The organism is Paenibacillus curdlanolyticus YK9, assembly GCF_000179615.1.
Lineage (GTDB): Bacteria > Bacillota > Bacilli > Paenibacillales > Paenibacillaceae > Paenibacillus_T > Paenibacillus_T curdlanolyticus.
The window spans coordinates 121,466-146,938 of the sequence record NZ_AEDD01000013.1 but is presented as its reverse complement, the minus strand read 5'-3'; the positions used below and the strand labels follow the sequence as shown (position 1 = coordinate 146,938).

At 51.3% G+C, this 25,473-nt stretch carries 18 protein-coding genes and 1 pseudogene; 15 read left to right on the top strand and 4 right to left on the bottom strand.

The annotated features are described in order from the left end of the window. The first annotated feature begins 17 nt into the window (after positions 1–17). Positions 18–1,634 (top strand): response regulator transcription factor, encoded by a 1,617-nt coding sequence (locus PAECUDRAFT_RS21795; protein WP_006040326.1) that lies wholly within the window; start codon positions 18–20, stop codon positions 1,632–1,634. 92 nt (positions 1,635–1,726) lie between these two features. Here the strand turns inward: PAECUDRAFT_RS21795 and PAECUDRAFT_RS21790 are convergent. Further along, a pseudogene (locus tag PAECUDRAFT_RS21790) lies at positions 1,727–2,683 on the bottom strand (IS30 family transposase). Positions 2,684–3,104: 421 nt separating this feature from the next. On the opposite strand from PAECUDRAFT_RS21790, the gene lepB reads away from it, so the two are divergent. The 3 genes from lepB (at position 3,105) to PAECUDRAFT_RS21780 (ending at position 5,037) form a co-directional block, all read left to right on the top strand. Then, positions 3,105–3,752, top strand: coding sequence for a signal peptidase I (gene lepB, locus PAECUDRAFT_RS21785; RefSeq protein WP_158306265.1), 648 nt, complete (start codon positions 3,105–3,107; stop codon positions 3,750–3,752). A 109-nt stretch (positions 3,753–3,861) separates the two neighbouring features. After that, entirely contained in the window at positions 3,862–4,416 is a 555-nt protein-coding gene (locus PAECUDRAFT_RS25780) for a hypothetical protein (RefSeq protein WP_006040322.1), read from the top strand. Between the two features lie 21 nt (positions 4,417–4,437). Then, a complete protein-coding gene (locus PAECUDRAFT_RS21780; RefSeq protein WP_006040321.1) occupies positions 4,438–5,037 on the top strand; it encodes a hypothetical protein in 600 nt (199 codons plus the stop codon). A gap of 177 nt (positions 5,038–5,214) precedes the next feature. Here the strand turns inward: PAECUDRAFT_RS21780 and glsA are convergent, their stop codons facing one another. Then, complete coding sequence (glsA, locus tag PAECUDRAFT_RS21775) at positions 5,215–6,159, bottom strand: glutaminase A (protein WP_040713816.1); 945 nt, start codon at positions 6,157–6,159, stop codon at positions 5,215–5,217. Between the two features lie 464 nt (positions 6,160–6,623). Continuing rightward, a complete protein-coding gene (locus PAECUDRAFT_RS21770) occupies positions 6,624–7,595 on the bottom strand; it encodes an ArsR/SmtB family transcription factor (RefSeq protein WP_006040319.1) in 972 nt (323 codons plus the stop codon). A gap of 390 nt (positions 7,596–7,985) precedes the next feature. On the opposite strand from PAECUDRAFT_RS21770, the gene PAECUDRAFT_RS21765 reads away from it, so the two are divergent. The 11 genes from PAECUDRAFT_RS21765 (at position 7,986) to nagZ (ending at position 24,233) form a co-directional block, all read left to right on the top strand. Continuing rightward, entirely contained in the window at positions 7,986–8,669 is a 684-nt protein-coding gene (locus tag PAECUDRAFT_RS21765) for a tetratricopeptide repeat protein (protein WP_006040318.1), read from the top strand. A 60-nt stretch (positions 8,670–8,729) separates the two neighbouring features. Further along, a complete protein-coding gene (locus PAECUDRAFT_RS21760; RefSeq protein WP_006040317.1) occupies positions 8,730–10,496 on the top strand; it encodes a sensor histidine kinase in 1,767 nt (588 codons plus the stop codon). A 132-nt stretch (positions 10,497–10,628) separates the two neighbouring features. Next, positions 10,629–12,290 (top strand): SWIM zinc finger family protein, encoded by a 1,662-nt coding sequence (locus PAECUDRAFT_RS25005; RefSeq protein ID WP_006040316.1) that lies wholly within the window; start codon positions 10,629–10,631, stop codon positions 12,288–12,290. Beyond that, complete coding sequence (locus PAECUDRAFT_RS21750; RefSeq protein ID WP_006040315.1) at positions 12,287–15,187, top strand: DEAD/DEAH box helicase; 2,901 nt, start codon at positions 12,287–12,289, stop codon at positions 15,185–15,187. Before PAECUDRAFT_RS25005 ends, PAECUDRAFT_RS21750 begins: the two co-directional genes overlap by 4 nt. 50 nt (positions 15,188–15,237) lie before the next feature. Next, positions 15,238–15,435: a hypothetical protein gene (locus tag PAECUDRAFT_RS21745; protein WP_006040314.1), complete on the top strand. Its 198-nt coding sequence runs from the start codon at positions 15,238–15,240 to the stop codon at positions 15,433–15,435. A gap of 388 nt (positions 15,436–15,823) precedes the next feature. Next, positions 15,824–17,188: an extracellular solute-binding protein gene (locus PAECUDRAFT_RS21740; protein ID WP_233516799.1), complete on the top strand. Its 1,365-nt coding sequence runs from the start codon at positions 15,824–15,826 to the stop codon at positions 17,186–17,188. A gap of 100 nt (positions 17,189–17,288) precedes the next feature. After that, entirely contained in the window at positions 17,289–18,173 is an 885-nt protein-coding gene (locus PAECUDRAFT_RS21735) for a carbohydrate ABC transporter permease (RefSeq protein ID WP_006040312.1), read from the top strand. Further along, positions 18,173–19,075 carry a carbohydrate ABC transporter permease gene (locus PAECUDRAFT_RS21730; protein ID WP_006040311.1) on the top strand — a complete coding sequence of 301 codons (903 nt, stop codon included), beginning with the start codon at positions 18,173–18,175 and terminating at the stop codon, positions 19,073–19,075. Before PAECUDRAFT_RS21735 ends, PAECUDRAFT_RS21730 begins: the two co-directional genes overlap by 1 nt. A gap of 30 nt (positions 19,076–19,105) precedes the next feature. Beyond that, on the top strand, positions 19,106–20,914 hold the full coding sequence (locus tag PAECUDRAFT_RS21725) for a cache domain-containing sensor histidine kinase (RefSeq protein WP_006040310.1): 1,809 nt from the start codon (positions 19,106–19,108) through the stop codon (positions 20,912–20,914). Continuing rightward, positions 20,911–22,566, top strand: a complete 1,656-nt coding sequence (locus PAECUDRAFT_RS21720) for a response regulator transcription factor (RefSeq protein WP_006040309.1) — start codon at positions 20,911–20,913, stop codon at positions 22,564–22,566. Before PAECUDRAFT_RS21725 ends, PAECUDRAFT_RS21720 begins: the two co-directional genes overlap by 4 nt. Before the next feature lie 65 nt (positions 22,567–22,631). After that, positions 22,632–24,233 (top strand): beta-N-acetylhexosaminidase, encoded by a 1,602-nt coding sequence (gene nagZ / locus PAECUDRAFT_RS21715; RefSeq protein WP_006040308.1) that lies wholly within the window; start codon positions 22,632–22,634, stop codon positions 24,231–24,233. A gap of 500 nt (positions 24,234–24,733) precedes the next feature. On the opposite strand, the gene PAECUDRAFT_RS21710 is transcribed toward nagZ, so the two are convergent. Continuing rightward, entirely contained in the window at positions 24,734–25,393 is a 660-nt protein-coding gene (locus PAECUDRAFT_RS21710; RefSeq protein ID WP_006040307.1) for a hypothetical protein, read from the bottom strand. Between the last annotated feature and the right edge of the window lie 80 nt (positions 25,394–25,473).

Sequence of the window (25,473 nt, the reverse complement as noted above, 5' to 3'; positions counted from 1 at the left end):
ATGAGAAGGGGGTATCGATGGTGTATCAGCTTCTGGTCGTCGATGATGAAGCGTTCGCATTAAAAAGCGTCGTGGATACGATTGATTGGCATTCTCTGCAAATCACGCAGGTGTTAGCAGCAATGGATGCGGAAGAAGCGAAGGCACTGCTCGCCCAGCATGCCGTTGACGTGATGATATGCGACATCGAGATGCCGGGAGAGAACGGGCTGGATTTACTAGGATGGATGAGAAATGAAGGCATTGCCACGGAAACGATTTTTCTAACCGGCCACGATAAGTTCGATTACGCACAGCTGGCGCTCCAGATGGGCTGCTTCGATTACTTGCTGAAGCCTATCCGGCACGAGCGTTTAAAGGAAACGGTATTGAGAGCGCTTACGAAGCTGGAGGATGTCCGGCAGAAGCTGTCGATGCACAATCGGGCGGAACGTTACGAGAACTTGATGAAGTCGCAAAAGCATGTGCTGGTCGACCGATTCTGGACCGATCTTATTGAGCCGAGCGGGCCATCGTACGCTACGGAGCCGCATACGGCGTACCTGTCGATGATTCAGCCCGAGTTTTCGGCCAATGACGTCTTTATTTCGGTGCTGATCAGCGTCGATCGGTGGAAGCGAAGGTTCGGCAGCAAGGATGAGCATATTTTGGAGTACGCGATGATGAACTCCGCTCGCGAGACGGTGCTGCGGGATTGGCCGGGCACTGTGGTCCAATGCAGGAGCGGCGCGATTTTCCTTATTATCTATGAAGCCGCGCAGCTGAATGGGCAGCTGAAGGAGCTGGAATACCGCTGCAGAAGGTTCATCGCGGATTGCAATCATTATTTTTACAGCCATGTGTCCTGCTATATCGGCCTGCCCGAGTCCATCGCGCGAATCGCTGCGAGCTGCGCCACGCTGCTGGACATGGAACGGCGCAATGTAAACAAGCCTGATGCGATTTTCATTGAGGGCGAATATTATGAGGATCAGGAAGGCATGCTTCCTTTCTCCTGGCCATCGGAGCTTGCTGTACTGTTCGAATCTGGGAAAAAAGATGAGCTGCAGCGGAGGCTCGATGAATTATTCACCGCTTATGAGAATCAGAAATCGTTATCAAAGGAGCATTTGAAAGCGTTTTATTATCACTTTGTCGCAATGGTCTATCAGACGTTTCACAAAAGCGGCATCTCCGTGGATTCCTCGCTTGATTCGTTGAGCAGGCACGAAGACATGGCCCAAGCAACGAAATCGCTTTCGCAGCTGCGCACTTGGACTAAACGAATGATCGAAGCCGCCATTCAGGCCGTCGAGAAGCGCCGCGAGCGCGACCCATCGGTCGTTGAGCTGATTGAGCAATATGTACAGACGCATATTTCGCAGGATTTGACGCGCGAGGAGCTCGCGGCCTTTTTGCATTTTAACCCGGCCTACCTGTCGCGGTTGTTCAAGAAGGAGACAGGGCTGTCGCTGTCCGATTACATTATGGACCAGCGGATGAAGCAGGCGAAGCGGCTGCTGAGCGAGTCGGATTTGAAGGTGAGCGACGTGGCGGAGATTACGGGCTACCGCAACTTCTCGTATTTCTCCAAGCTGTTCAAGCGGCAGGAAGGGTTCACCCCGCAGGAGTTCCGGAAGCGGAATAAGCGGTGAGGCGGGACGATAGACGGTGAGCGTATAGAAAGACGAGCGAATTGTTCGGTTCACGACCGGATGGTGCGCTCGTTTTTTTAATTGACGAATTGTCAAGCTAAGTGCGACACCTCGTTCATGAAAGCTTCGTGAGCGGATTTCCAGCTAAGGCATTTGCGGGGGCGGTTATTAATTAACCGGATCGCGTCCGCGAGTTGTTCATCTGTGACTTCTGCAAAGTCGTGACCCTTGGGAAAGAACTCCCGAAGGAGACCGTTTGCGTTCTCGTTGGAGCCGCGCTGCCAGGAGGAATACGGATCCGCAAAGTATACCTTCACACTGTGAAATGCCTCCATATTTAGGTAACAAGCAAACTCTTTACCACGGTCGGTTGTCACCGTTTGAAAGGTCCCCTGAGGATACTGGCTAGCTACCACACCAAAAGCGACTTCCATAGAATGAGCTGTTCGATCAGGCATTTTGACAGCTACCTACAGACGTGTCTTCCGTTCGATGAAGGTCGCTGCGCAGGCGCGGCTTTTACCTCGACTGGAGACCACCGTGTCCAGTTCCCAATGGCCAACAGACGAACGCTTGCGTACCTCTCTGGGACGCTGGGTGATGGGAGTGCCAACAAGGAAGCGTCCCCGTGTTTCCATCGGTTTCTGACGCTTGCCTTTATGCCGCAAAACCGTTGCCTTGCCATCTGCCAAGAGTCCTGTATAGAGCCACCTGTAGATCGTCTTAAAGCATACGAACGACTTTCCTTCCGCTCTTCGTCTCTCCGCGATTTGCTCGGGTGACCACGGTTGCTTCAATTGCTGGCCCAGTTCTTTTGCAAGCTCAGGAGAGTATTTCCCGGAAGGCACGCAAGTGGTTCTTCGCTCATGATACGCCTGTTGAGATGGCTCGGCTTCGTAGCCCTTCTCGGTACAACCGCGCTGGATCTCCTGCGCAATGGTGGAGTGATGGCGACCAAGCTTTCGACCAATCGCTCTAGTCGTCCAGCCAAGCTCATTCAATGTCTCTAGTTGTCCGCGTTCGATTATGCTAAGATGGGAGTAGCTCATGTTGGGTTCTCCTGTGTTAGATGGTGGTGTGGTAACTTCCATTTTACACGAATCCATTCATGGGCTTCTTTGTTTTTAGCTGTCGCACTTCATATTACAATTCGTCAATTAAAAAAGACTAAGGAACCACAAGTACTTACATACTTGGACGTTTTTTTAATTCCTATGCAACAAATGTGCAATACAATCCGTTTTATATATTGCATTCCAAAATTAGGATTTAAACGAAATTAGGTAGCTAAGGTAATACAACCGTATGACGGTAGTTTTGAGAGGAACTCATCCACAAAATAATTTATTGCTCGTCATTTTTTTTGGTATTTCGACATGAGATATTTGTTAATGTTATTTGGTTCATTAGCTTATTTGAAGGAGAAGCGTTTTTTTGATTCATTCAAAAAATGGGAGGTATTTTATGAGGATGTTAATGTTATACGTTGGGATTGTATTGTGTTTATTATCTTGTTCAGATGCAACGATTAAAGATACGGTTACAAATGAAAAAGTGGACATGATCAGAAACACAAATCATGATCAGTGGATATTTAATAATGAAGTGAATGACTGGATGTCGAGAAGTCATGGCGAATATCAAGGGGAATTAGTGATTGACGGGGGTTATTACAGTTCCCATAAGATTTCCCGGGGGGATGTTGTTTATTATAAAGTGCCTAGTTTTGATTCTAGTAAAATAAAAGCAACGCCGCGGGAATTTGAAATTGCCCGAGTTATTGCACTTCCGGGTGAACGTTTTTCGATAAAAAACGGTCAATATTATATCAACGGCAAGAAGCTGGATACTTTTTATGGGCATGTCATGTATTGGGGAGAAACTAAAAAGGAAGTACTAGATTCCTTAAAAGATCCTAAGTCAGGATTAGTTGATACCGAAGATACGAGGAAATTTATTAATGAGTACTTTTCACAAAATGTAAAAGAAGTTCAAATTCCAGAAAACAGCTATTACGTATTAGGCGATGCGCTGCATCGTTCTGTATCAAGCAATATTTTTGGGGCAATTAACCAAGAATTAATTAAAGGTAAGGTTGTTGGGCGATTAAAGAAATAAATAAATTAATTTACTGTTAAAGTGAATATGTGTTAATATTGCTATGGATAAAAAATCAATCTTTAGGGAGTGATTGGTTTTTATCACAATATAAAAAGAGGGGTTATTTATGAATATCTTATCTCGCAAGAAGGAAATTGTAATTATTATGCTGTCTTTTATGTTGTTTATCGCTTCATTTAGTATCGCGCACGCAACAGATCCTTTTAATGACACAACTTACAAAACCAATACTCAGGCGCTTTATGTTTATAATTGTTCAGACCCTAATTCAGCTACTTGTGGTGATCACTATGCTGACCATTTTGAATTAAAAATTTATTGGAATAAAATTTCTAGTTCAAATAGTGCGGATATTAAACATGCCTCTGCTACTTATACATATTTTAATCAAAACGGAGATGAATGGACTCTGCAAAGATTAGAGATTATGAAGAGCGGGAGTGATTTAAGCGTTGCAAATCAAGTGTACAATAGTTACGCATATCAGTACTTAAAGCAAACAGCAGGATCATCTAGTTACTATGAGACGTTTAATCCAAATGTCACTGTTCCATTAGGTAATAATTATATAGTTGGGACTTTTGATATACAGTTATATACATCTGGCGGTTCACCATCTAGTCATTACTATCCTAGACGAAATCTTAAAAACTTTAGTTAAGTTAAGGAGTGAGGAAGAAACATGAGAAAATTTATTCTTTTTGTATCTCTAGTTGTTGGCATTATTGCTCTTGGTACTGTTGCGACTGTTACGTATGCCATGAAGGGGGACCAAACTGCTAATAATGCAAATGTGGGTTTGCAAAATAAACATATCGTGTTCTCAGAGCGCTCAGCAGCCGAAGATGGTAATTTACAAACCTCAACTTTTGAAGTTTGGTTTAATGAGCTTGGGGAGTATAGAATGAATGTAGTTTCTGGGCCATATAAAGGAGATTATGAGATTTGGGATGGAGAAAACGTATATCAGTATCGTAATGACATGGGTAATTTTAATGTAATTCCAAATAAGTTAGGAGTTGATGTTTCTCCTATCCCACATTTATTCCTTTCCCCAGAAATTGCAGAAAGAGTTAAGAGTGATCAAAAAAGAGGAATTATGAAGATTACAAAGAAAGCTACATATGAAAATGATGTAGAAACCGTCGAGTTTGATGAACAAGAGAAGATGGTAAAACGTAGTGTTCATAAATATAAAAACAAAATCAATCATGAGTTAACACTTCTTAAGGTGGAGGAACTAACTGATTTTGATCCGTTGTTACTAAAGTTCGATCAATAGTAACAGAAGACCCGTCGAATGAAGAAGTGAAGTCAAACCTTAACATTGAACTATAATAATAGATAAAAAATTATTTCTCAGATCGTTGTATTTTCAAAATGGCCCAATCCGCTGATTCAATCAGCAGAATGGGCCATTTGTTTTTCTAATATATAAACGTCGCCCCACACGCTTTGCTTAAAAAATGCTCCAATCGCATTCGACGGACATCGTCTCCAGCAGGCGGATGCCGGCGATGCTGTTGCCTTTGCGATTGAGGGCAGGGCCGACGACGCCGATGCCGTATTGTCCGGGCACGACGGCAAGGATGCCGCCCGCGACGCCGCTCTTTGCAGGAATGCCCGCCCGAATGGCGAATTCGCCGGAGGCGTTGTACATGCCGCAGGTGAGCATGAACGTCTTGGCGATCTGCACGTAGCGGCGCGGCACTAGCTGGCGTCCGGATAGCGGATCGAAGCCGCCGCAGGCGAGGATGAGGCCCATGCGGGCGAGATGGCCGCAGGTTACTTCAATCGCGCAATGATTGAAATAGACACTCAACACCTCTTCGACGGAGGTTTGCTCGTCCAACACGCCGTTTTCCTTCAAGAAGTAAGCGAGCGAACGGTTGCGATGCGCGGTAACCGATTCGGAGCGGCTTACCGTTTCGTTATAATCGATCGCGTCATCGCCAGCCATCAAGCGGATGAAGGCCAGCACGCGTTCCGTACGTTCTGCGACGCTGCTTCCTTTAATAAGCGACGTTACCGCGATGGCGCCTGCATTAATCAGCGGATTGAACGGGATGCCCGGCTCCACGAGCTCCAGCTTGAGAATGGAGTTGAAATCGTCGCCTGTCGGCTCCATCCCCACTTTGCTGAACACATGCTCCTCGCCATGATCGACGAGCGCCAGCAGCAGCGTGAACACTTTGGATATGCTTTGCATGGTGAACTGCAAGCCGCTGTCTCCGCCTGCGATCATGCTGCCGTCCGGCGTAAGGATGGAGATGCCCAGCGCATCGGCTGGCGCCTTCGCTAACTCGGGTATGTAGGAGGCCGCTTCGCCGTCCTTGGCGTATTGGCGGCAATCGTCCAGCCATTCCGGTAACTTCGTGGTCAAATGTCTCCATTGCTCGTTCATCATCTCAGCCCCTGTACGATACGTTTAATTACATGATTTGTCATCTTACTGCTAGTCTAGTCGGAAGGGGGAGTCGCTTGCAATACGAATCGCGAATTCGATTGTAAAATTGTCTCAACATTGACCGGCAGCCAGCCGTCGTAACGGACTCCAGAGCCGCTATTTGGCTAAATTGCGCCGTTATGAAATTGTAACGGACTGAGGCGTCCTTATTGATGCGAATAGGGCTGATCAAGCTGAGAAAACCGAGCAATAACGGCGGTGGTGTCCGTTAGATTCAAAATGTTGCGCTATACATATCGAATAACGGCACTCCGGTCCGTTTGCGCATCCGAGGTGATACTTGATGGTTGCTGCTGCCCATGCCGCGCGTTTCAAACAGGTCCAATAGCATCCACGCACAAAAAAGCTGCCTCTGCATCCGGGGGATCCCGGTTGTGAGACAGCTTTTTGACCTATGGAGGTTAATTGCAAGCTGCGGTTCGATCCGCCGCTTCATCAATTGCCTTCGCAGCAGGCACTTCGCTTTGCTGGTAATACAGCTTAAACACGAGATCCTGGTTGTAGTTGCCGAAGCCGGAGCCGAATAGCGTAACGCCGCCGGCACGCGGGGAGTCCTCCTTGACGCTGATGCGGAAATTCCACTGCTTTTCTCGCGTCTTCAGATCGTTAATCGAAACATTCGAGATTTGATTGCCGTCTATGGAGGTACCGCTTTCATTTATTTTGATCACTTTGAGCAAACCATGTTGGTTCACTTCGTCCGACCACCAGTTGGGCGTAAAGTTGCCGCGTTTGCCGCCGATGTCGCCGGGGCTTGTCCAGATGCCAACTTCGACGCCGTTAAGGTGGAAAGCAATGTCCGAAGGCCAGCTTTGGCTCACGAAAGGGGCCACAGATGAAATTTCCATTGAAATTTCAAGCTCCTCCGGCATTTCATCTTTCAATAAATAGTTCGGCACCTTATATTCGATGAAGCCGCGGCCGAACCATACAATTTTGGCATTAAACCGCTGGGCATCGAGGAAGCAGCGAGGCTCGTCGAATTCGCCGATTACCTTCTCTGTCGTCGCGAGACCGCAGGTGGGTTCGATTTCGAAGTCGGTATAATGGCCCACAGACACGACGGTCTGGTGATAGGTACGCCCTGAGGAGGAATCGCATTTGCGCGGAAAATCAATCGTAATCGCTTCGGCGACCAATGAACACACTTTCTTAATGCCGCCTTTGCTCGGAATCATCGTTGCTTGAACAATGCCAGCTTTCTCGAGCTTCTTCACATGCATCGTCATGATCGCGCTGCTGAGCCCTGTGGCCTGCGCAAGCTCCTTGATGTTCATATCCTGCCGAGCTAGTAAATTGATGACCTGAAGCCGAACATTGCTGGCCAGCGCTTCGTAAATCGGAAGCGAATGCAAGGTAGTATCAATTTTCATATGAACGACTCTCCTAGTATCAATAGAATAGAACAGAAGCTGGAAACGAGATTTGTACTAAAAGCCAATTAATGTACATATGAACAATATAACGTACGGTTTACGGGGAAACAAGCAATAACAAGAGGAAGCTAAAGTTTGGAATTTGATTATTATGGTAATCAATTTATTCTGTTATTTGAATGAAACGTAATAGAATTGCGAGAATAAATGACGGTAATGAATTAATAACATATTTATTAATCCAGTCGGCTGCATATTAAATTGTATTTACGAGAAATGAAGCGCATGGTTGTATGATTTGACTTTAAATTGTGCGGACATTATCTCGATGGAGCAAGTTTTTATGCTATGATAGAGCCTGAGTTTATTGTGCGCAGGAGGAAAACAATGATCGGAAAATTTTTGCTGTTCGGACTATTGCTTTCGATTTTTGGAAATCCGATTCTTGCCATCATCGCGTTTGTCGTTATCCTCTACATCATCGACCGCCGATTCGTCGGCTTATCACCTAGTTTAGTCAAACCGATCCGGCGTATTGGACGAATCCGCAAGCTTAGGCAGCTGCTGGATATGAATCCGAATGATTTGTCTGCCAAGCTTGAACTGGCAAAGCTGCTGATCGACAAACGCAGCTATCGTCAAGCCAGAGAGCTGTTAGAGCCGCTTCAAGAACGAGAATCTGTCGAGCAATCCGCTGAATATTGGGATGATCTTGGCACAAGCTTGTTACATACAGGCGAGCCGGAAGCGGGAGAAGCGGCAATTCGTAAAGCGCTTTCGATAAATCCGCGGGTCAAATATGGGCAGCCGTATTTGCGATTAGCTGCAAAGATAGGCAAGCAGGATGCTGGGAAGGCGTTAGACGACTTGGAAGCGTTCCAGCAAATTCAGACGTCTTCCTGCGAGGGCTATTACCGGCTGGCGAAGCTGAATCAGCTGCTGGGCCGCAAAGCGGAGGCGAAACAAGCGCTTAACGATTCATTACGGCTTTACCGACAGCTCCCGCGATACAAGAAACGGCAGGAGCGCCGCTGGGCCTTGTTAAGCTTGTTCGCGCGCTGGACGCAATAAGCAGTACGATTCGATTCGGCAGCAGATGCGCCATATCCTTCAAAGAGGAGCAACGAACGAATGATGCGACGCAATAGATGGCAGCTGGCCATTATCTTAGTCATCGTCCTGATCGGGATTAACAACACAGTTTACTACTTCATGGCCAAACGGTCACTCGAAAACGGGATGCGCCACGAGATGCTGGCGGTTGCCAAGCAAATTCAGCTATCCATTGAACAGTCGCGGCTAGGGGGCGAGGTGTTCCAGAATCAGATCGGACGGGAGCTCCGCGCAGTGTCGATCGCTGCGGAGTATGCGCTTGATCCTGATATCGACAAAGTGACGAACGACCAGCTCGCCGAGCTGTCGAACAAGCTGGACGTCACGCACATCTCCTTGTTCCGGCAGAACAGTGAGAAAGACGATATCATCATTGAGAAGTCGTCCGATCCGAAGGAGCTGAATCGCGGTTCCAAAACATGGGACCCTTGGTATGACGCATTCCAGCAGCTGCTGGCGCTTAAGCCTGTTTCCGTCAAATGGGGACAGACGCTGCCGCAGTTTTGGACAGGCCCTTTCGAGAGTGCCTCGACAGATGTCGATAAGATTTATAAGTGGGGCTATTATTATGACGGCTCGACCAACTATTTGATCGATCCTTACATTAGCAATGCCATGATGCAGCAATACGAGGACGCAACCGGCGTGAATCGCTTAATTAAGCGGGCGGTCGAGGAGAATGCCTCGCTGCTTGAAATTACAGCGGTTAATCCAGCGACGTTTTCGCTAGGCGGGCCTGTGCTCACCAAAAACGATGTAGGCGAATGGGTTGAACATATTACGCAGCAGCCGGTCATTTACGGCAAGTATACGTACCAAAACGATGGCGATGTGAAGAGCGTGGAGGAGTCCTATCGAACGGGGCGCACCGTCACGATGAACACGCATGCGAACGGCAAGCATGTGCTAAAAACGTTTATCCCGGTCCAAATCCCGAAGGGTTCGAGCATTTTGGGCAAGGAAGGCGAGTCGCTTGACCGGTATATTTTGACGATTGTGTCCGATTATCAATTCGTTCAAGATTCGCTCGATGAGCAGTTTTTGAATATCGGCCTCATTATTACGGTGATTACGATTCTCTGCATGATCGCCGTCGTGATCGTTACGAGCTATTTCCGCCGATCCAAGGACCAGATTGCGAAGCATGCCCAATTAACCTACGTGGATGAAATGAACCAGCTGCTCGTATCCGTACGCGCGCAGCGGCATGATTTTCTTAATTATGTGCAGACGATCCATTCGCTTGCCGAGCTTGGGAAAACGGCGGAGCTGCAAGCTTATACGAAGGAATTGGCGGGCGATGTGCAGCTGACGAACGATTTTATCAACATCGGCAATCCCGCGATCGCGGCGCTGATTCGTTCCAAGTTTGCCCAAGCCGTCGAACGGAAGATTCAGTTCGAAAGCTCGTTCCGAGGGCTCGATAATCTGGATTTGGGCATCAAATCGCTTGATTTGACTCGGATTATCGGCAACCTGATCGACAATGCGTTCGATGAGGTTATGAAGTATCCGGAGGAGCGTCGTTTAATCAGGCTGGAGGGCGTTCTGGAAAATGGGGAGCTCGCGTTTGTTATACGCAACACATGCGATTCGCCGGAAACGGTGCTGAGCGCGCAGCAGTTGTTTGATCCCGGCTACTCCACGAAGCAGAAGGATGGGGGCCATCAGGGGCTTGGGCTTCCGATCGTGAAGCAGATCGTCTCGATGTATAAGGGAACGCTGCAGGTCACATCCGATTCCGAAGAATGTATCATATTCTCCGTACGAATCCCGCACTATTAATCATTTATAAACAGGGCTTCAGCAATCGAGAGCGATTGCGGGAGCCCATTTCTTTTGCTTTGCGTGAATTGGCGCGAAACGTGATTCGGTTATGGTATAATGTATGGAATGCACGAAGAACGGAGTGGATGGATGGACTCCTTATTTCAGACGGAACAGCTGCTGCTGCAATCGTTAGAGTCGGAGCTCGCGGAGCATATGCTCCCCGCAGTTGCGGAACGAGGCTGGGATTACTATATAAAAGGGCGAGTACAGAGCGTTAAGCTGGTGGAAGGCGATACGTTGATTGGTGCTGTCCGTGGGACCGACATGTACAGCGTAATGCTGGACGTCGGCCATTTTGGCTATAGTACATGCACTTGTCCGATTACGGATTACTGCAAGCATATGGCGGCTGTCTATTTTGCGGCATGCTCCAAATCAGGCATGCGAACGCCGGAAGATGCGCGCAGGCGGCTGCTGGGATTAGCTGCGCCAGAGAAGCTGCCGGAGCAGTCATCAACAGCGCAAGAGGTTTCCGAGAAAAGCAAAGTGAATGGCGCTGATCATCGGAAGATCGTTAGCCGCATGGAGGAGCAGTTTGGCGAAGCATGGCGGCAATGCCGGTACACGCTTCATCCGCTGCAGTCCGTCTTGCTGGGTCTGAAGGGCTACGCGCGAGATTGGGATAAGTCGATTCAAAAATATGAATGGATGCTCGCAATCCTGTTTACGCTGCGCCAAGCGGAGAAGGCGTTTACGCTGGTGGATCCATTCAGCAAATATTATCAACAGATGAGCTTTACCCGCATGGCGGAGCCATGGATCGAGCAATACGAATCGTTGGCGGCCGAGCAGCATCATTGGCGGGATTGGACGGATGAACAGTCCAACTGGTTTGACGTCGTCACGGAATACGCGCGCAATCAAGCGTGTGACGAATGGAATGAGCTGTTTCGCTGGGATTTCCTTTATTTAAGCCTGACTTCCGGCAGGCTGGACGATGATTATTGGCGAGACGCTGAGCGTTCGCGACTGGAACGCAAGGAATCGGAAGTCCGAGCAAACGGGCAACCGGAGGTTGCGCTTGCGGCTGCGGTGCAGCCGAATGGCGCGAGCGGCGATGCGGCGAAAAGCAAGGAGAAGGCGCCCTTCCCGCCCATCGCCCTCGCTGCGCTGGATATGTTCGAGGGCCGAGACAGCGATGCTGCCGGCCGACTGGCTGCAGCGCCGATCGACCCGATCGAGCCGCTCGTTCAGATGTATGCACAGACGAGGCTGACCGAACGCAATTGGGATAGCTTCCAAGTCTGGATGCAATTTTTCTTCGAACGCCGTTCGAAGGCGGCCAATACGCGGGCGCTTGTGCCTTTCTTGTTCTTGTGCCGCGAAGCTGATCTTGCGCAGCCGGACAATCCGCAATGGATGCAGTGGATGGTAGCGCTGCTGCCTTATTCGTACAGCTCGCTAGCCGATCATTGGATCGAGCTGGGCCGATTCAACGAATGGGCGGATCTTCAGTTGCTCATGGGCATGTCGCCGGAGGATCTGGATGCGAAGGATTTGCGGGAGGCCGCGAATGCGGAGCCGCAAGCGCTGCTGCCGATTTATCATCAGGCGATCGACGATGCCATCAATTCGCGTAATCGACAGGGTTATAAAACAGCCGTCAAGCTGATGAAGAAGATGGAGAAGCTGTACAAAGCAATCAATCAGCAGAGCACTTGGAGCCGATATGTCACCTTGCTATCGGATAAATATTATCGGTTGCGCGCGCTTCAGGAAGAAATGGCGAAAGGAAACATACGACCATGAGGGGACTTGACGTCAAACAGCCGCTCGTATTGGATGCGCGCTTTGCATCCGGCGAAGGCGTGTATGTGATGGAGGAGCGTCATACCGCGTACGGCTCGCGTTTGAAACGGCTGCTGTTCGCATGGCATACCTCCTCTTGGTATGGGGCAGAGATTGAGAATAAAGACGCTTTCGGTCGTACGACGCTGCTGCTTCCGCCGCTGCTCGCTATCGATTATTTGGATGCGCCTCAGCATGTTCGGCTGCTTAACATTGATTGGACAGAAGACGGCGCTCGCATTCGGGCAACAGCCGAATGGCTGCGCCAAGCGCTTCTGAAGGGTTGGTTTGTACCCGATAGCATTCGTTGGTCGGTGGAACAGCCGGCCTGGAAAGCCGATGTACCGGCGCATATCGAGCCGACAGCCGCTGAGCAATTTCTTGAGCTGCTTAGAAGCTGGGAGAAAGCAGGCCAGCCGGGCGCGATAGACGAGTGGCTGTCGCTTGCGGTTAACCAGCTGATCGAGACGGATAAACCGGTTGCGGCTGCATGGCATTCTACGCTGGCGGACATCGGTTCCGCCGTGCTTAGAGGAGGCGCCGCAGACGAAGAGGATTGGCTCGTGGCGGCCGGAATTCGCAAGGACGTGTTCCCTTTCCGTACGGCGCTGCAGCTGGCTGAGCCGGATGAGCAGCATGGCTGGCGGCTGCGTCCAGCTGTGCAGCACCGGGATGGCGGGACGTGGCTGCCGCTAGAGCGCAATCGCAAAGGCGCATATGTCTCGGCAGGAGAAGAAGCGCTGCCGGATGAATGGCTGCCGCTGCTCGGCGAGCGGCTGGAACGCGAGCAGCGCAAGTGGCAATCGTCCGCGCCTGATCTTGTCGAACCTGGCAGCGAACAGCTTCGCACCGAGCTTACCGACTCGGAAGCGTACAGCTTCCTCGAATCAACGAGCCTGAGGCTGCTGCAGGCGGGCTGTCCTGTCCTGCTTCCTTCCTGGTGGGAGACGGTGCGTACGCGGAAGTTCCGCCTGAAAGCTAAGATGAAATCTTCCGTCGGTTCCTCCGAGCAGCCCATGTTCGGTCTGAACGAGCTGGTGCAATTTGATTGGAAGCTGGCAGTCGGCAATCTTGATCTATCGGAAGCGGAGTTTATGAAGCTGGCAGAAGATAATCGGAAGCTGACGCGGATCAACGGGGAATGGGTGCATCTGGAGCCGGAGGATATTGAACGGATCAAACGGTGGATGAAGCAGGTCGGACGCAAAAAAGGGCTGACGCTGCGCGATATTCTCGAAATTCATCTGCGGGGTGCCTCGCCGGTTATGGGCGAGGATGAGGACGAGGGCATCTCCCTCGCGGCAGAGGTGGAGCTCAATAGCCATCTGTCTCAATGGCTGGAGCAGCTGCAGCAGGCGGGTGGAATTCCCGATATTACTGTGCCGGAATCATTCCGGGGGCAACTGCGGCCTTATCAGCTGCAAGGGGTGTCGTGGCTTGTTTTTCTGCGAAGATTCGGCCTGGGCGCCGTTCTTGCAGACGATATGGGGCTAGGCAAAACCGTACAGTTCACTGTGTATCTGTTGTACATGAAACAGATGTATGAACAAGGCAAGGGTCGTGGCGGGCCTGCGCTGCTCGTTTGCCCAACCTCAGTCATCGGCAACTGGGAGAAGGAGCTTGAGAGGTTCGCGCCTGAGCTCAAGGTGATGCTCCATTATGGGCCGAAGCGGGACAAAGGAGCGGCATTCGTTGAAGCTGCTGAAGCTGCGGATGTTGTCATCACGTCCTATTCGCTCGTGCCGCTGGATGAAGAGGATTTTGAGTCGATTGAATGGAACGCGCTGTGCCTGGATGAGGCGCAAAACATTAAGAACGTCAATACGAAGCAATCGGCCGCCATTCGGCGACTGCCGGCCTACCATCGGATTGCAATGACGGGTACGCCAATGGAAAACCGCCTGACGGAGCTGTGGTCGATTTTCGACTTCATTAATCCGGGTTATCTCGGCCGTCTTAGCGAGTTTCGCCAGCATGTCGTTGCTCCGATCGAACGGACGCGGGACGAAGAAGCAATCGCAGGTTTGCAGCGGTGGACGAGGCCGTTCATGCTGCGGCGGGTGAAGAGCGATCCAGCCATTGTCGACTCGCTGCCGGATAAGAATGAAGCCAAGATGTTCGTTTCCCTTACGGCAGAGCAAGGCGCACTGTACGAAAACATCGTTTCGGGATTGCTGGAGCACTTGGACAAAGAAGGGCCGATGCGCCGACGGGGGCTCATTTTATCTGCTTTAACGAAGCTGAAGCAGCTATGCGATCATCCGCAGCTGCTCCTTGGAGAAGGCGTAGCGGGTGACGCATGGGACATTGAGCGTTCGAATAAAACGCTTCGCTTAGTTGAAATGATCGAAGAAATTGCTGCCGAAGGCGAGAAATGCCTCGTGTTTACGCAGTTTGTCGATATGGGCTTGACGCTCCAGCGCCTGCTGGAGGAGCGCATCGGCTTGCCGGTTCCTTATTTGCATGGCGGCGTGCCGAAGGCGCAGCGAGATGCGATGATTGAGCGGTTCCAGCATTCGGACGCGCCGGGCTGCGCCTTTGTTCTCTCGTTAAAAGCAGGCGGGACGGGGCTTAACCTGACAGCGGCCAACCATGTGTTCCACTTCGACCGTTGGTGGAATCCGGCGGTGGAGAATCAAGCGACAGACCGGGCGTTTCGTATCGGACAGACGAAGAAGGTGCAGGTTCATAAATTCGTCACGCTCGGCACGCTGGAGGAACGGATCGATCAGATGATCGATCGCAAGCAATCGTTGAACGACCAGATCGTGAGCCAGTCGGAGCAATGGGTAACAGAGCTGTCAACCGACGAGCTGCGAGAGCTGTTTGCGCTTCGAAGCGACCGTTTCGCGCGATAGTCAGCCGATGTGGAAGGGCGTCAGAGCATCATCCCTAAGGAGGGGAGTTCTTGCAACGATTAGAAGAGGGACAGGAAGAGGTTCAACGCCAGCCGGAAGCGGAGAGTGAGCAGGCGGCGGTTGGACCGGTTGATGCGCTGCCTGCTTGGCGGCCGTTCTACGCCGCCGTTCGCGATGCGATGCAGCGATTGCGCGCGGGAGAGGCGGATCTCCTTAACAGCGGGAATCGTCAGGATGAATCGAAGTAAGGGTAGGGTGATCGAAGAGGGGGGACAATTTTATGTTCCTCCTCTTTTTCGCGTGAGTTTAGGTTACGTTGGCACTAATGGCCTAGTGTTCTGGTCAGAAAGTGGCATGTACATGTCAGGTTTTGTCGAGAAATTGATTGGAAACCCAAGATATTTTCGTATATAATCATGTAAGCGATACCAATGTGTTATATTATGTAACATACATAAAGGAAAAGTATCCGTCCCATCGTGCATTTTTATCCCCCTCGCAGGTCCACAATATAAAAGTCTCCCTATCTCACGTTTTTTTCAACCTCCTGACATGTACCGTTCCCCTTATATAATCAAGTTGCAAGGGAAACACGAAACGGAAGTGGAAACGCCATTTTCTTGAGGAGGTCTTACTATGATGAAGAGAAATCTATCCCTGATTGCTGTAATGCTGCTTACTAGCACGATGTTCCTATCCGCTTGTGGCTCGTCCGACAAAGAGGAGACGAAAACGCCAGACAAGAGCACGGAAACGGCAACGACGACAGACACGCCTACGGAAACGAAGAAAGACGTCACCTTGAAATTGCGCCACACGCAAATTAAAGAAACGAGCAAAGTGCGTCTCAAAATTTTCCAAGACGTGGTAGCGAAGACGGAGCAAGAAAATCCAGGCCTGAAAATCGAGATGGAAGGCATTGACGAAGTCGTCAACCGCGACCAGAAGCTGAAAGCGGAGATGGCAGCAGGCAACCCGCCAGATGTTTTCGAAGTATTCGGCGGCGCTGACCTTAACCTGTACGTCAAAGCAGGCCGCATGCTTGATCTGACGCCAATCATTGAAGAGCTGGGCATTAAAGATAAATTCGCAAGCCTTGACGAGTTCACGGTGGATGGCAAAGTATACGGCTTGCCGTTCGGCGGATATAGCGAAGCAATATTCTACAACAAAAAAATGTTTGCTGACCTTGGCATCGCCGTTCCTACGACGTGGGATGAGCTGATCGCAGCGGCAGATAAAGTAAAAGGCGCAGGCTTCACGCCATTCGCACTCGCTGCGAAGGACGCTTGGGTTAACGGCATGCTCTGGAACTCGGTTATGGAGCGCTATGTCGGCATGGACGCCCTGAACAAAGTGGTAACGGGCGAAACGAAATGGACCGATCCTGACTTCATCAAAGGCTTCGAAGCGTACGCTACGCTCGTTAACAATGACTACTTCACGAAAGGCGCGCTCGGCCTGCCATATGCAGATCAAGGCGCTAAGTTCCTCAAAGGCGAAGCAGCTATGCTCTTCACGGGCAGCTGGGATGCTAACCGCTTCACGAGCGATGAAGCTGGCGACCTGAAAGGCAACATCGGTTACTTCGCATTCCCTAGCGTAGCGGGCGGCAAAGGCAACCAAACGTCGATCAACGCAAGCTACTCGAACGGCTTCGGCTTCTCGGCTAACCTAAGCGCAGACCAAGTCGCTATGGCGAAAGCATTCATCAAAAACTTCTTCACGGAAGAAGTGCAAAAACGTACGCTCGTAGAAGACAAATTGCTGCCTTCCATGAAGCTGTCCGATCTGTCGGGCGTAGATCCGCTGATCTCCGAAGTGCTGACGGTTATGGGCAACGCATCGAACTCGTGGAAAGCATTCGACGCAATCGTACAACCAAGCGTTACGGCTGATATCGGCGTAGGCTTGCAAGAGCTCATCGGCAAAGTGAAAAAACCGGCTGACGTAGCGGCGCACATCCAAGCAGCGCAAGAGAAAGCAAACGCTCAAAAATAACGATTGATTGGGACGAGAGGGTGTCCTTCCTGCCGGAAGGCGCCCTTTTGTTCTCCTTAATGCCATTCATGCTTAACTGAAGGAACAGGAGGCTGACCTCATGAATAAAGCGCTGCGCAATCCTTGGACATACGCCGCCTTCATTTTACCGACCCTCGCGCTCTATGTGTTGTTTTTCATCTATCCGGTAATCGTCTCGTTGTATTATGGCTTCTTCCAATGGGACGGCATTACGGACAAAGTATTCATTGGGTTCGATAATTTTACGCGACTGTTGAAGGATGAAGTGTTTATTAAATCGTTCTGGAATAACATGTATTTCCTCGTTTTCTCGCTCGTGGTTAACATTCCGCTCGTCCTGCTCATTTCGATTCTGATTAGCAAAGTAAGACGGATGCGCGATTTCTATAAATCGGCTGTTTTCGTACCGGTCGTCATCTCGACGGCAACAGTGGCTATCTTGTTCGGCGTACTATATAACTACGAATCTGGACTCATTAACCAAGTCCTTCGCGCGATCGGGCCGGAAAGCTGGGCACAGGAATGGCTGTCGAACCCTAAGCTTGCGATGCTCTCGATCCTGATTGCGAATGCTTGGCAAAATATCGGCTTCTTCATCGTACTGTGCCTGGCCGCTATCCTGAATATTCCCCGGGAAATTGTCGAAGCCGCCAACATTGACGGGGCGACTTCCTGGCGTGAGACGCGATTGATCACCTTGCCGCTGATTCGGCCGATTCTATTCGTCATGCTGCTGCTTTCCGTGTCCGGTACGATGAAGGTGCTCGATATCGTTCAAATTATGACCAACGGCGGTCCATTCCAATCCACGGAGGTTATGTCGACTTACATGCTGAAGGTCGGTTTCCGTTCGATGGAGCTTGGTTACGGAAGCGCGATTGGCGTCGCGATGTTTATCATTATTTTGGTCATGACCGGGGTTCTTCAATTGATCTCCAGACGGCGTGAGGAGGTACAGTACTAATGGCGAAAATGTCGCAATCGTTGCACACAATGAGCAGCAGCACCGCAAGCTCTACCCACACAGGCTCGTTATGGTACCGCATTCGCCAGAAGCAATTGCCGGGTCACCTGTTCCTCTTGGTCTATGTGGCGATCATTTTGTTCCCGCTGCTCTGGCTGTTGATGTCTTCGTTCAAAACGAATCGCGAAATTACGGTCAATACTTGGGGCTTGCCGAAGACGTTTAATTTCGATAACTATCGAGCAGCGTGGGAGAGCGCCAATATTGGCGGCTATGCTTTCAACAGCTTATATATTACGATCGTCTCTTGCCTGATCACACTGCTCTTTGCGGCAGCGACATCCTTCGCCATTGCAAGGATGAAATTCAAGCTGATGAACAAAGGCTTGTACCAGTTCATTCTGCTCGGTTTGCTCGTTCCGCCAAGCGCCTTGTTCATTCCGCTGTATCGCCTGATCAACGATTTGGGCCTGTACGATAAACATTGGTCGTTGATTTTGGTATACTGCACGTATGCGTTGCCGATAACCATTTTTATTTTGCATGCGTTTATGATCTCGATTCCGAACGAGCTGGAAGAAGCAAGCATTATGGATGGCCTGGGTGCCAGCGGGTTATTTTTCCGCATCATTCTGCCGATCTCGCTGCCTTCGCTCGTTACGGTTACGATTCTGAACTTTATCGCCAACTGGAATGAATTTATATTATCGCAGCTGTTTATCTCTTCCGAGGCGAAGCGAACGCTCACCACCGGTATGGCAACGTTCAACGACGGCTATCGGACGAACTTCGCGTCGCTGTCTGCAGCAGTCATTATGAGTATCGTCCCCGTCCTTGTCGTTTATATGTTCCTGCAGCGGCAAATTATCGACGGCATGACAGCTGGCAGCGTGAAGGGATAATCCGCAGCGGCATAAAGGGGCTTGCCGGACATGAACTTGAGACTGAAGCTGCTCGTCGCATTCATTGCGCTAATCGTCATCCCGATCTTCTCGCTGGGCATTGCGTCGTTCCTGAACTCGGAGCGGCTGCTTGAGAAGAAATATAATGAACAAACGGAGATGACGCTGACGGCTGTCGGCGGCAATATCCGCTATTTCTTCAAGGAGCTCGGCCAGTTGTCGGATGCTAGCGTTACGAGCAGCACCATTCAGGACATTCTGAAGTCCAGCATGCAAAGCCCGAAGGATGCGAGCTATCAAATTAAGCTCAACCTCGCGGAGAAATCGATCAGCCGCAATTTGTTCCAGCACCCTGCGATCTCGTTGATCGTGTTATATGCAAAGGATGGAACGATGTTTCAATCCTACCGGAATGATCCGACGACGTATCGTCCCATTTCTTATGACTTGCTGCAAAACCATGCGGTATTCAAGGAAGTGACGAAACGCGCCGGACGTCCGCTGTGGATTGGGCCTTATGAGCATCAGGAAATTACCGGACAAGATCCGCCGCTGTTTACGCAGCTGCGCATCGTGAAGGATGTCGATACGCTGAGCGATCTTGGCGTTATCGTTATGCAGTTCAAAACCTCGGATGTCGCGAGCATTCTGGAGACGTTCGGCAAATCCTCGCAGGAGGATGACCACACGCGCTATATGCTCGTCAACCGGGCAGGGATGGTCATGCTGGACAGCAAGCGGGAGCTGGATGGCCAGCCGCTTAACACGTTAACGACACTGACGCCGCAAGAGACGTCGCATTATACGAGCAATCGTGAAGCTTTCAATGGAAAGGACAGCTTGGTTTCCTCCTACAATTTGGAGCTGAATGACTGGGTGCTCGTGTCTGTGAAGTCATGGGATTCGCTAACGAATGAGAATGTGCGGTTCATCCAGTGGATTGCCGCTATTACGGCGATTTGCTTGTTATCGGCCATTTTGTTCAATCAGTTCTTTGTTGGGCGGGTTGCCAAATCGATCGTTCGCGTCGTGCGCAAAATGAGGCTGGTCGAGCAAGGCTTGCTCGATATCCGCATCTCTGCAGGCGGCAAGGATGAGACGGTTATGCTCGCCAACAGCTTCAATAGCATGGTCGATCGGATCGGCAAGCTGCTGACCGAAGTCAGGCAGGAGCAGGAGCGCAAGCAGCGGGCAGAGATGATGCTTATGCAGGCGCAGATCAAGCCTCATTTTCTGTTCAATACGCTAGAGTCGATCAATGCTCTGGCCGCGCAGAATGAAGGCAAAAAAATTATGATGATGGTTCGCAGGCTGGGCAATTTGCTGCGAACGAGCATGCACGACAACGAAGTAAACTCGGTCCATCAAGAAATTGAACATGTGCGCAGCTATCTGGAAATTCAGAAGTATCGATTCGAGGAACTGTTCACGTACGAGTTGAACGTTCCAGAGGAAGCGCTTGATTATACGATATTGAAGCTCACGCTTCAACCGCTGGTTGAGAACAGCATCCAGCATGGCTTCGATGGACTGGAACGTACCGGCCTTATCCGAATTGATGTAACGCTTGAGAAGCATCGCATTGTGTTTACGATTTCGGATAATGGAATCGGAATGGCGCCAGACGTCATTAAACGATTGGTCGATGGCCGACTAGATCGGGATCGGGAAGCGGTAGCCGCGGAGCTGGGCGAACGCCGCGGACTCGGCCTTCGCAGCGTTGCAGAACGATTGCGAATCCATTACGGCCCTTCATACGGACTATGGTTATGCAGCGAAGAAGGAAAAGGCACGATCATCCGGTGCACGATACCTAGAAGCAAGGAGGGACGTCTGTGAACGGCAAAGTAATTATCGTTGATGATGAGCCGCATATCTCGCGTAACCTCGAGAAGGTTATCCCTTGGGATATGCTCGGCTTGGAGGTCGTGGGCACCGCTCGAAATGGCGTTGAGGCTCATGAGCTGATTCAGGCGGAGTCGCCGGATCTGCTTTTATGTGACATTCGGATGCCCGTTATGGACGGACTTGAGCTGGTCAAACGGATTCGTGCGGAAGAGCTGGACGTCGATATCATTATGCTGTCGGGTTATCAGGATTTTGCCTATACGAGGATGGCTATCCAATATGGCGTGAAGGATTATATGCTCAAGCCGATTCCGTACGATGAGCTGACAGGGGTCATCGCCCGCGTGATGAATGAGCGCCGTCAGAAGCGGCTTCAGCGTAAGGAAGAAGAACGCAAGCTGGGGCGGATGATCGGCTTGGCGGGAGAGAAGATGCTGTATGACATTCTGATGGATTATACGGATCTCTCGTCTGACCATTGGCTGCTTAACGGGGATGAGAGCCGGATTTCGGACCGGACCTACGCTCTTGCCTTATTCAATTATGATGTCGGGGCGGAGGCTGCGAAGGATTGGCGGGAGTGGAGCGACAAGGAGCGCAAGCTGTGGAATTTTGCCATCTGCAACGTATTGCGCGAATCGATGGAGCAGCTCGGTCAAGCCCATGCGGTCATCCAAACACGCGACGGCGAATGGTGCGTGCTTATTGAGCAGGCGGGCGGCGGACAAACCGGTTCATCCGTTCCCTTCGACCGTGAGGCGGTCCAGTGCTGGGCGCAAGATTTGCTCGATCAGGTGAAGAAGCATGTGAAGCTGAAGCTGGAGGCAGGGATTTATCCCAACTATGTTTCGGCTGTTGAATTAGCGGACGCCTACAAGACTGTACAGCGCGGCATGCAGCTGGCGACGGAGTGCGGCGACGAGCCGATTCGGTTCCATACGCAGGATACGCCGGGGCAATCGGGTGCAGAGCAGGCGATGTGGGGCATCGCCGAGCGTCTTGTCAGCGGGCTAAAGCGCGGCGATGGGGTGGCGGTCGATGCGGAGCTGAGAGAAGTAAGCGCTCAGCTGCAGCGGATCGACGAGGCGGCTTATGGCCGATTGCGGCCGATGCTTCATTTTTTTGCGCTGCATGTGCTTCGGGAGATGAAGGAAACGGGCCTGCTGCGCCGGGAGCAGGAGGATCAGCTGTGGCGCAAGCTCGATAAGCTGTACGGCGTGAAGGATTTGATCGCGATGATCCGCCAGCTATCGGATGCAGGGCTGGAGCGCGACACGCGCAAGCAATCCGAGCGATCGATGCTTGAAGCGAAGGTTTACATGGATCGGAATCTGTTCCGTGATCTGAGCGTCGAGGAAGCGGCTACGCAGGTCGGGCTGAGCGCATCGTACTTCAGCTTGTTATTCAAGCAAACGTTCGGTTGCACCTTCATCGAATATGTAACGCGTCAGCGGATGGACAAAGCGAAGGTGCTGCTCGTAGAGACGCCGAAGAGCGTTGCGCAGATTGCGAAGGAAGTTGGCTACTCGGAGCGGCGCTATTTTACGAAAGTGTTCATGAAGTATACAGGGGAAAATCCGACGGACTATCGGAACAGCCGGATGCCTGCTGGCGCCTTGTCGGTAGAGGCCGAGCAGGAATGAAGGGCTGACGTTAGGCCTATTGCATAGGAAGGCTAGCATGAGGAGCGAAGGGAAGAGGGGAAAGCATGATGGGGGAGCAAGACTGGCGGCAATGGAGCTTAAAGGAGAAGGCGGGTCAGCTATTCATATTCGGATTCCACGGCTATGAGCCGGATGAAGCGGTATTAGCGCATATTGCCGATTATGGCTTGGGCGGCGTCATCTACTTTAGCCGTAACGTGCAAAGCGCGCAGCAGGTGCATGCCTTGTCGGCTGCGCTGCATCAGGCTGCCGAGCAAGCGGGGAGACCGCCAATGCTCGTGTCGATCGACCAAGAAGGCGGCATGGTATCGCGCATTGTGGACGGCGTTACCTTAATGCCTGGCAACATGGCAATCGGCGCTGCGGGCACGGAGCAGGCGGCGCGCGAGACGGCGCGGATATGCGGGGAGGAGCTGCTGAAGCTCGGCATTAATGTCAACTTTGCTCCATGCCTCGATGTGAACAACAATCCGGATAATCCGGTGATCAATGTTCGTTCGTACAGCGATCATCCTGACGTCGTTGGGCGATTGGGCGTAGCGGCAGTGCAAGGGTATACGGAAGCGGGCGTTGCCGCAACTGTGAAGCATTTTCCCGGCCATGGCGATACCGCGGTAGATTCCCATCAGGACATGCCGGTAATCCCGCATGATCGTCAGCGTCTTGATGCGATTGAGCTTGTGCCGTTCAAAGCTGCGATTGCGGCAGGCGTGGATGTGATGATGACGGCGCATATTGCGATGCCGATGCTGGAGCCAGCGGGCGTTCCTGCGACGTTGTCGCATGCGGTACTGACAGGGCTGCTGCGCGAGGAGCTCGGTTATGAAGGCGCTATTATTACGGATTGCCTAGAAATGAAAGCGATTGACGACGGTTTTGGCCCGGGGCGGGGAGCTGTAATGGCCTTGCAAGCTGGTGCGGATCTTGTGCTTGTATGCCACACATATGAGAAGCAACGGCAAGCCGTCGAAGCGGTCGTTGCAGCGGTTGAACGGGGTGAGTTGTCCGAGCAGAGGCTTGATGAGTCGCTTGCTCGCGTAATGGCGCTGAAGGCGAAGTACGGCACTGCGCTCGCGCCTTGGGATACGGTGGTGCACGCGATTGGAACGCCTGAGAATCGGGAAACGGCGAAGCGTTGGAGCGAGGCATCCGTTACATTGGTCAAAAATGATGCCGAATTGCTGCCGCTTCCTACCGAAGCGCAGACGCTCGTCCTGTGGCCGGAGATCGTAGCGGTGTCGGAAGCCGATGAGCTGCTGCAAGGAGACGGCACATTGGGCGGCTATTTGGCCCAGTCGATGCCGAATGTGGTGGAGCGTCGAATGAACGACGGCGATCCGCTTGAGGGGCTGGAGGCGTTCGAGCGCATCGTGCTCGTGACGTATGACGCAGTGAAGCATGAGCTGGAGCGGACGATCGCGACAGACGTGCTCCGCCGCGCAGCGGATCGAACCGTTGCGGTGTCGGTGCGCAACCCGCTTGATTTGAACGTATATCCAGAGGTTTCCGCTTATATCGCTGTGTACGAATGCCGGCCGTTGGCGTTGTCTTCCGCAGCCAAAGCGCTGACAGGCGCGCTTGTGCCGCAAGGGCGCCTGCCGCTCGGCGTATCGCCGACTTATCCGTTTGGCTGGAGGCAGGAGTAGCGGCTGGGTGAATGGAAGATTGGTGATGAAATAGATATTCAAACGACTTATCGTTTGGATGTCTATTTTTTTCGCTTACTTATGTTCGGGAACGATGGTTTGCTTTGACCAAGAGGAAAGCAATCCCTGCGCTGCGTGTCAGATTTGAGGTCGCTTTGGTACGCGCAGCAGACTGCTCCTTGCAGTTTATGCAATAAAATCAACGCGAACGCGGAAGTGAAAGGGGTGTCCTTGCATATTGCGCAACGGGAAAGGCAGGTTTCTTTGGCTTGGGCACTTCGTATCTCTTCCGAATCGGATACTATTGCATGAACTGCAATGAGGCCTACGGGGAAGGGGAGATTATCCCTTGCTCGTTGTACAAAGTGCAACGTCAGGGCAATCCGGTGACGACTGTGATCGGAAGGCCGCTCGCTCTGCGCGGTTGAAAAAATGAAAAGCTGCCCTGAAAGTCTCTTGATCATGACTTTTAGGACAGCACTGGATAGTCTCTTGAAAGTTTAAAAATAATTCCGCCGCTGCGGCTCCTTGCTGCGCAACTCCCGATATCGGATCAGCGCGTACCGCTGCATCCCTGCGGTATGCGCAATCGCAAGCTCGCCGAGCTCATCGGCTTTTGCGAGGTCTCCCCGGCGGAAAGCGGCATCTGCTTCGAGCGCATACTGAAGCCCTTGATGGTCGACCAAGCGCTTCGCTTCCTCATAGCCTTTCCAATCGTCTTGATAAAGGCGAAGAAGCGCTTTGCTCGTATTGCGTGCATCATTGTTATCTTGAATATGAATATGCTTCTCGGCCTCATGCCACAGTCCGTTCTCCATGGCAATAGCAGCGCCTACAACAGCACGGAGCTTGTCATTTTTTATGCTGCCCAGTCTTGCGGCTGCCGATTCTGTTCGACCTTCAAGCAGATCGGAGATTGCGGCAAAATAGGGAGTTGAGCGGCTTAATCGCTGCAAGGTTTTGGCCACAGTATGATCGTTTCTCGAATAGCGGAGCACGTAATTCGTCTGAATGATATTCAGCGCGAGTGCGACGATCAGCACACAGCCGAATATGATCAGCAGCGTCTTCCCGCTTAATTCGGCGCCGTTGTACCCTAGAAAAACGCCAAGTATTCCGCCAAGGACGAGCAGTATTCCCCATTTTCGTATCAATCTCATGTAGCTCACCACCTTATTAAACGTGTAAAGTTACCTATCACACTATACACGACATGGCCCGGAATGAACCACATGTATAA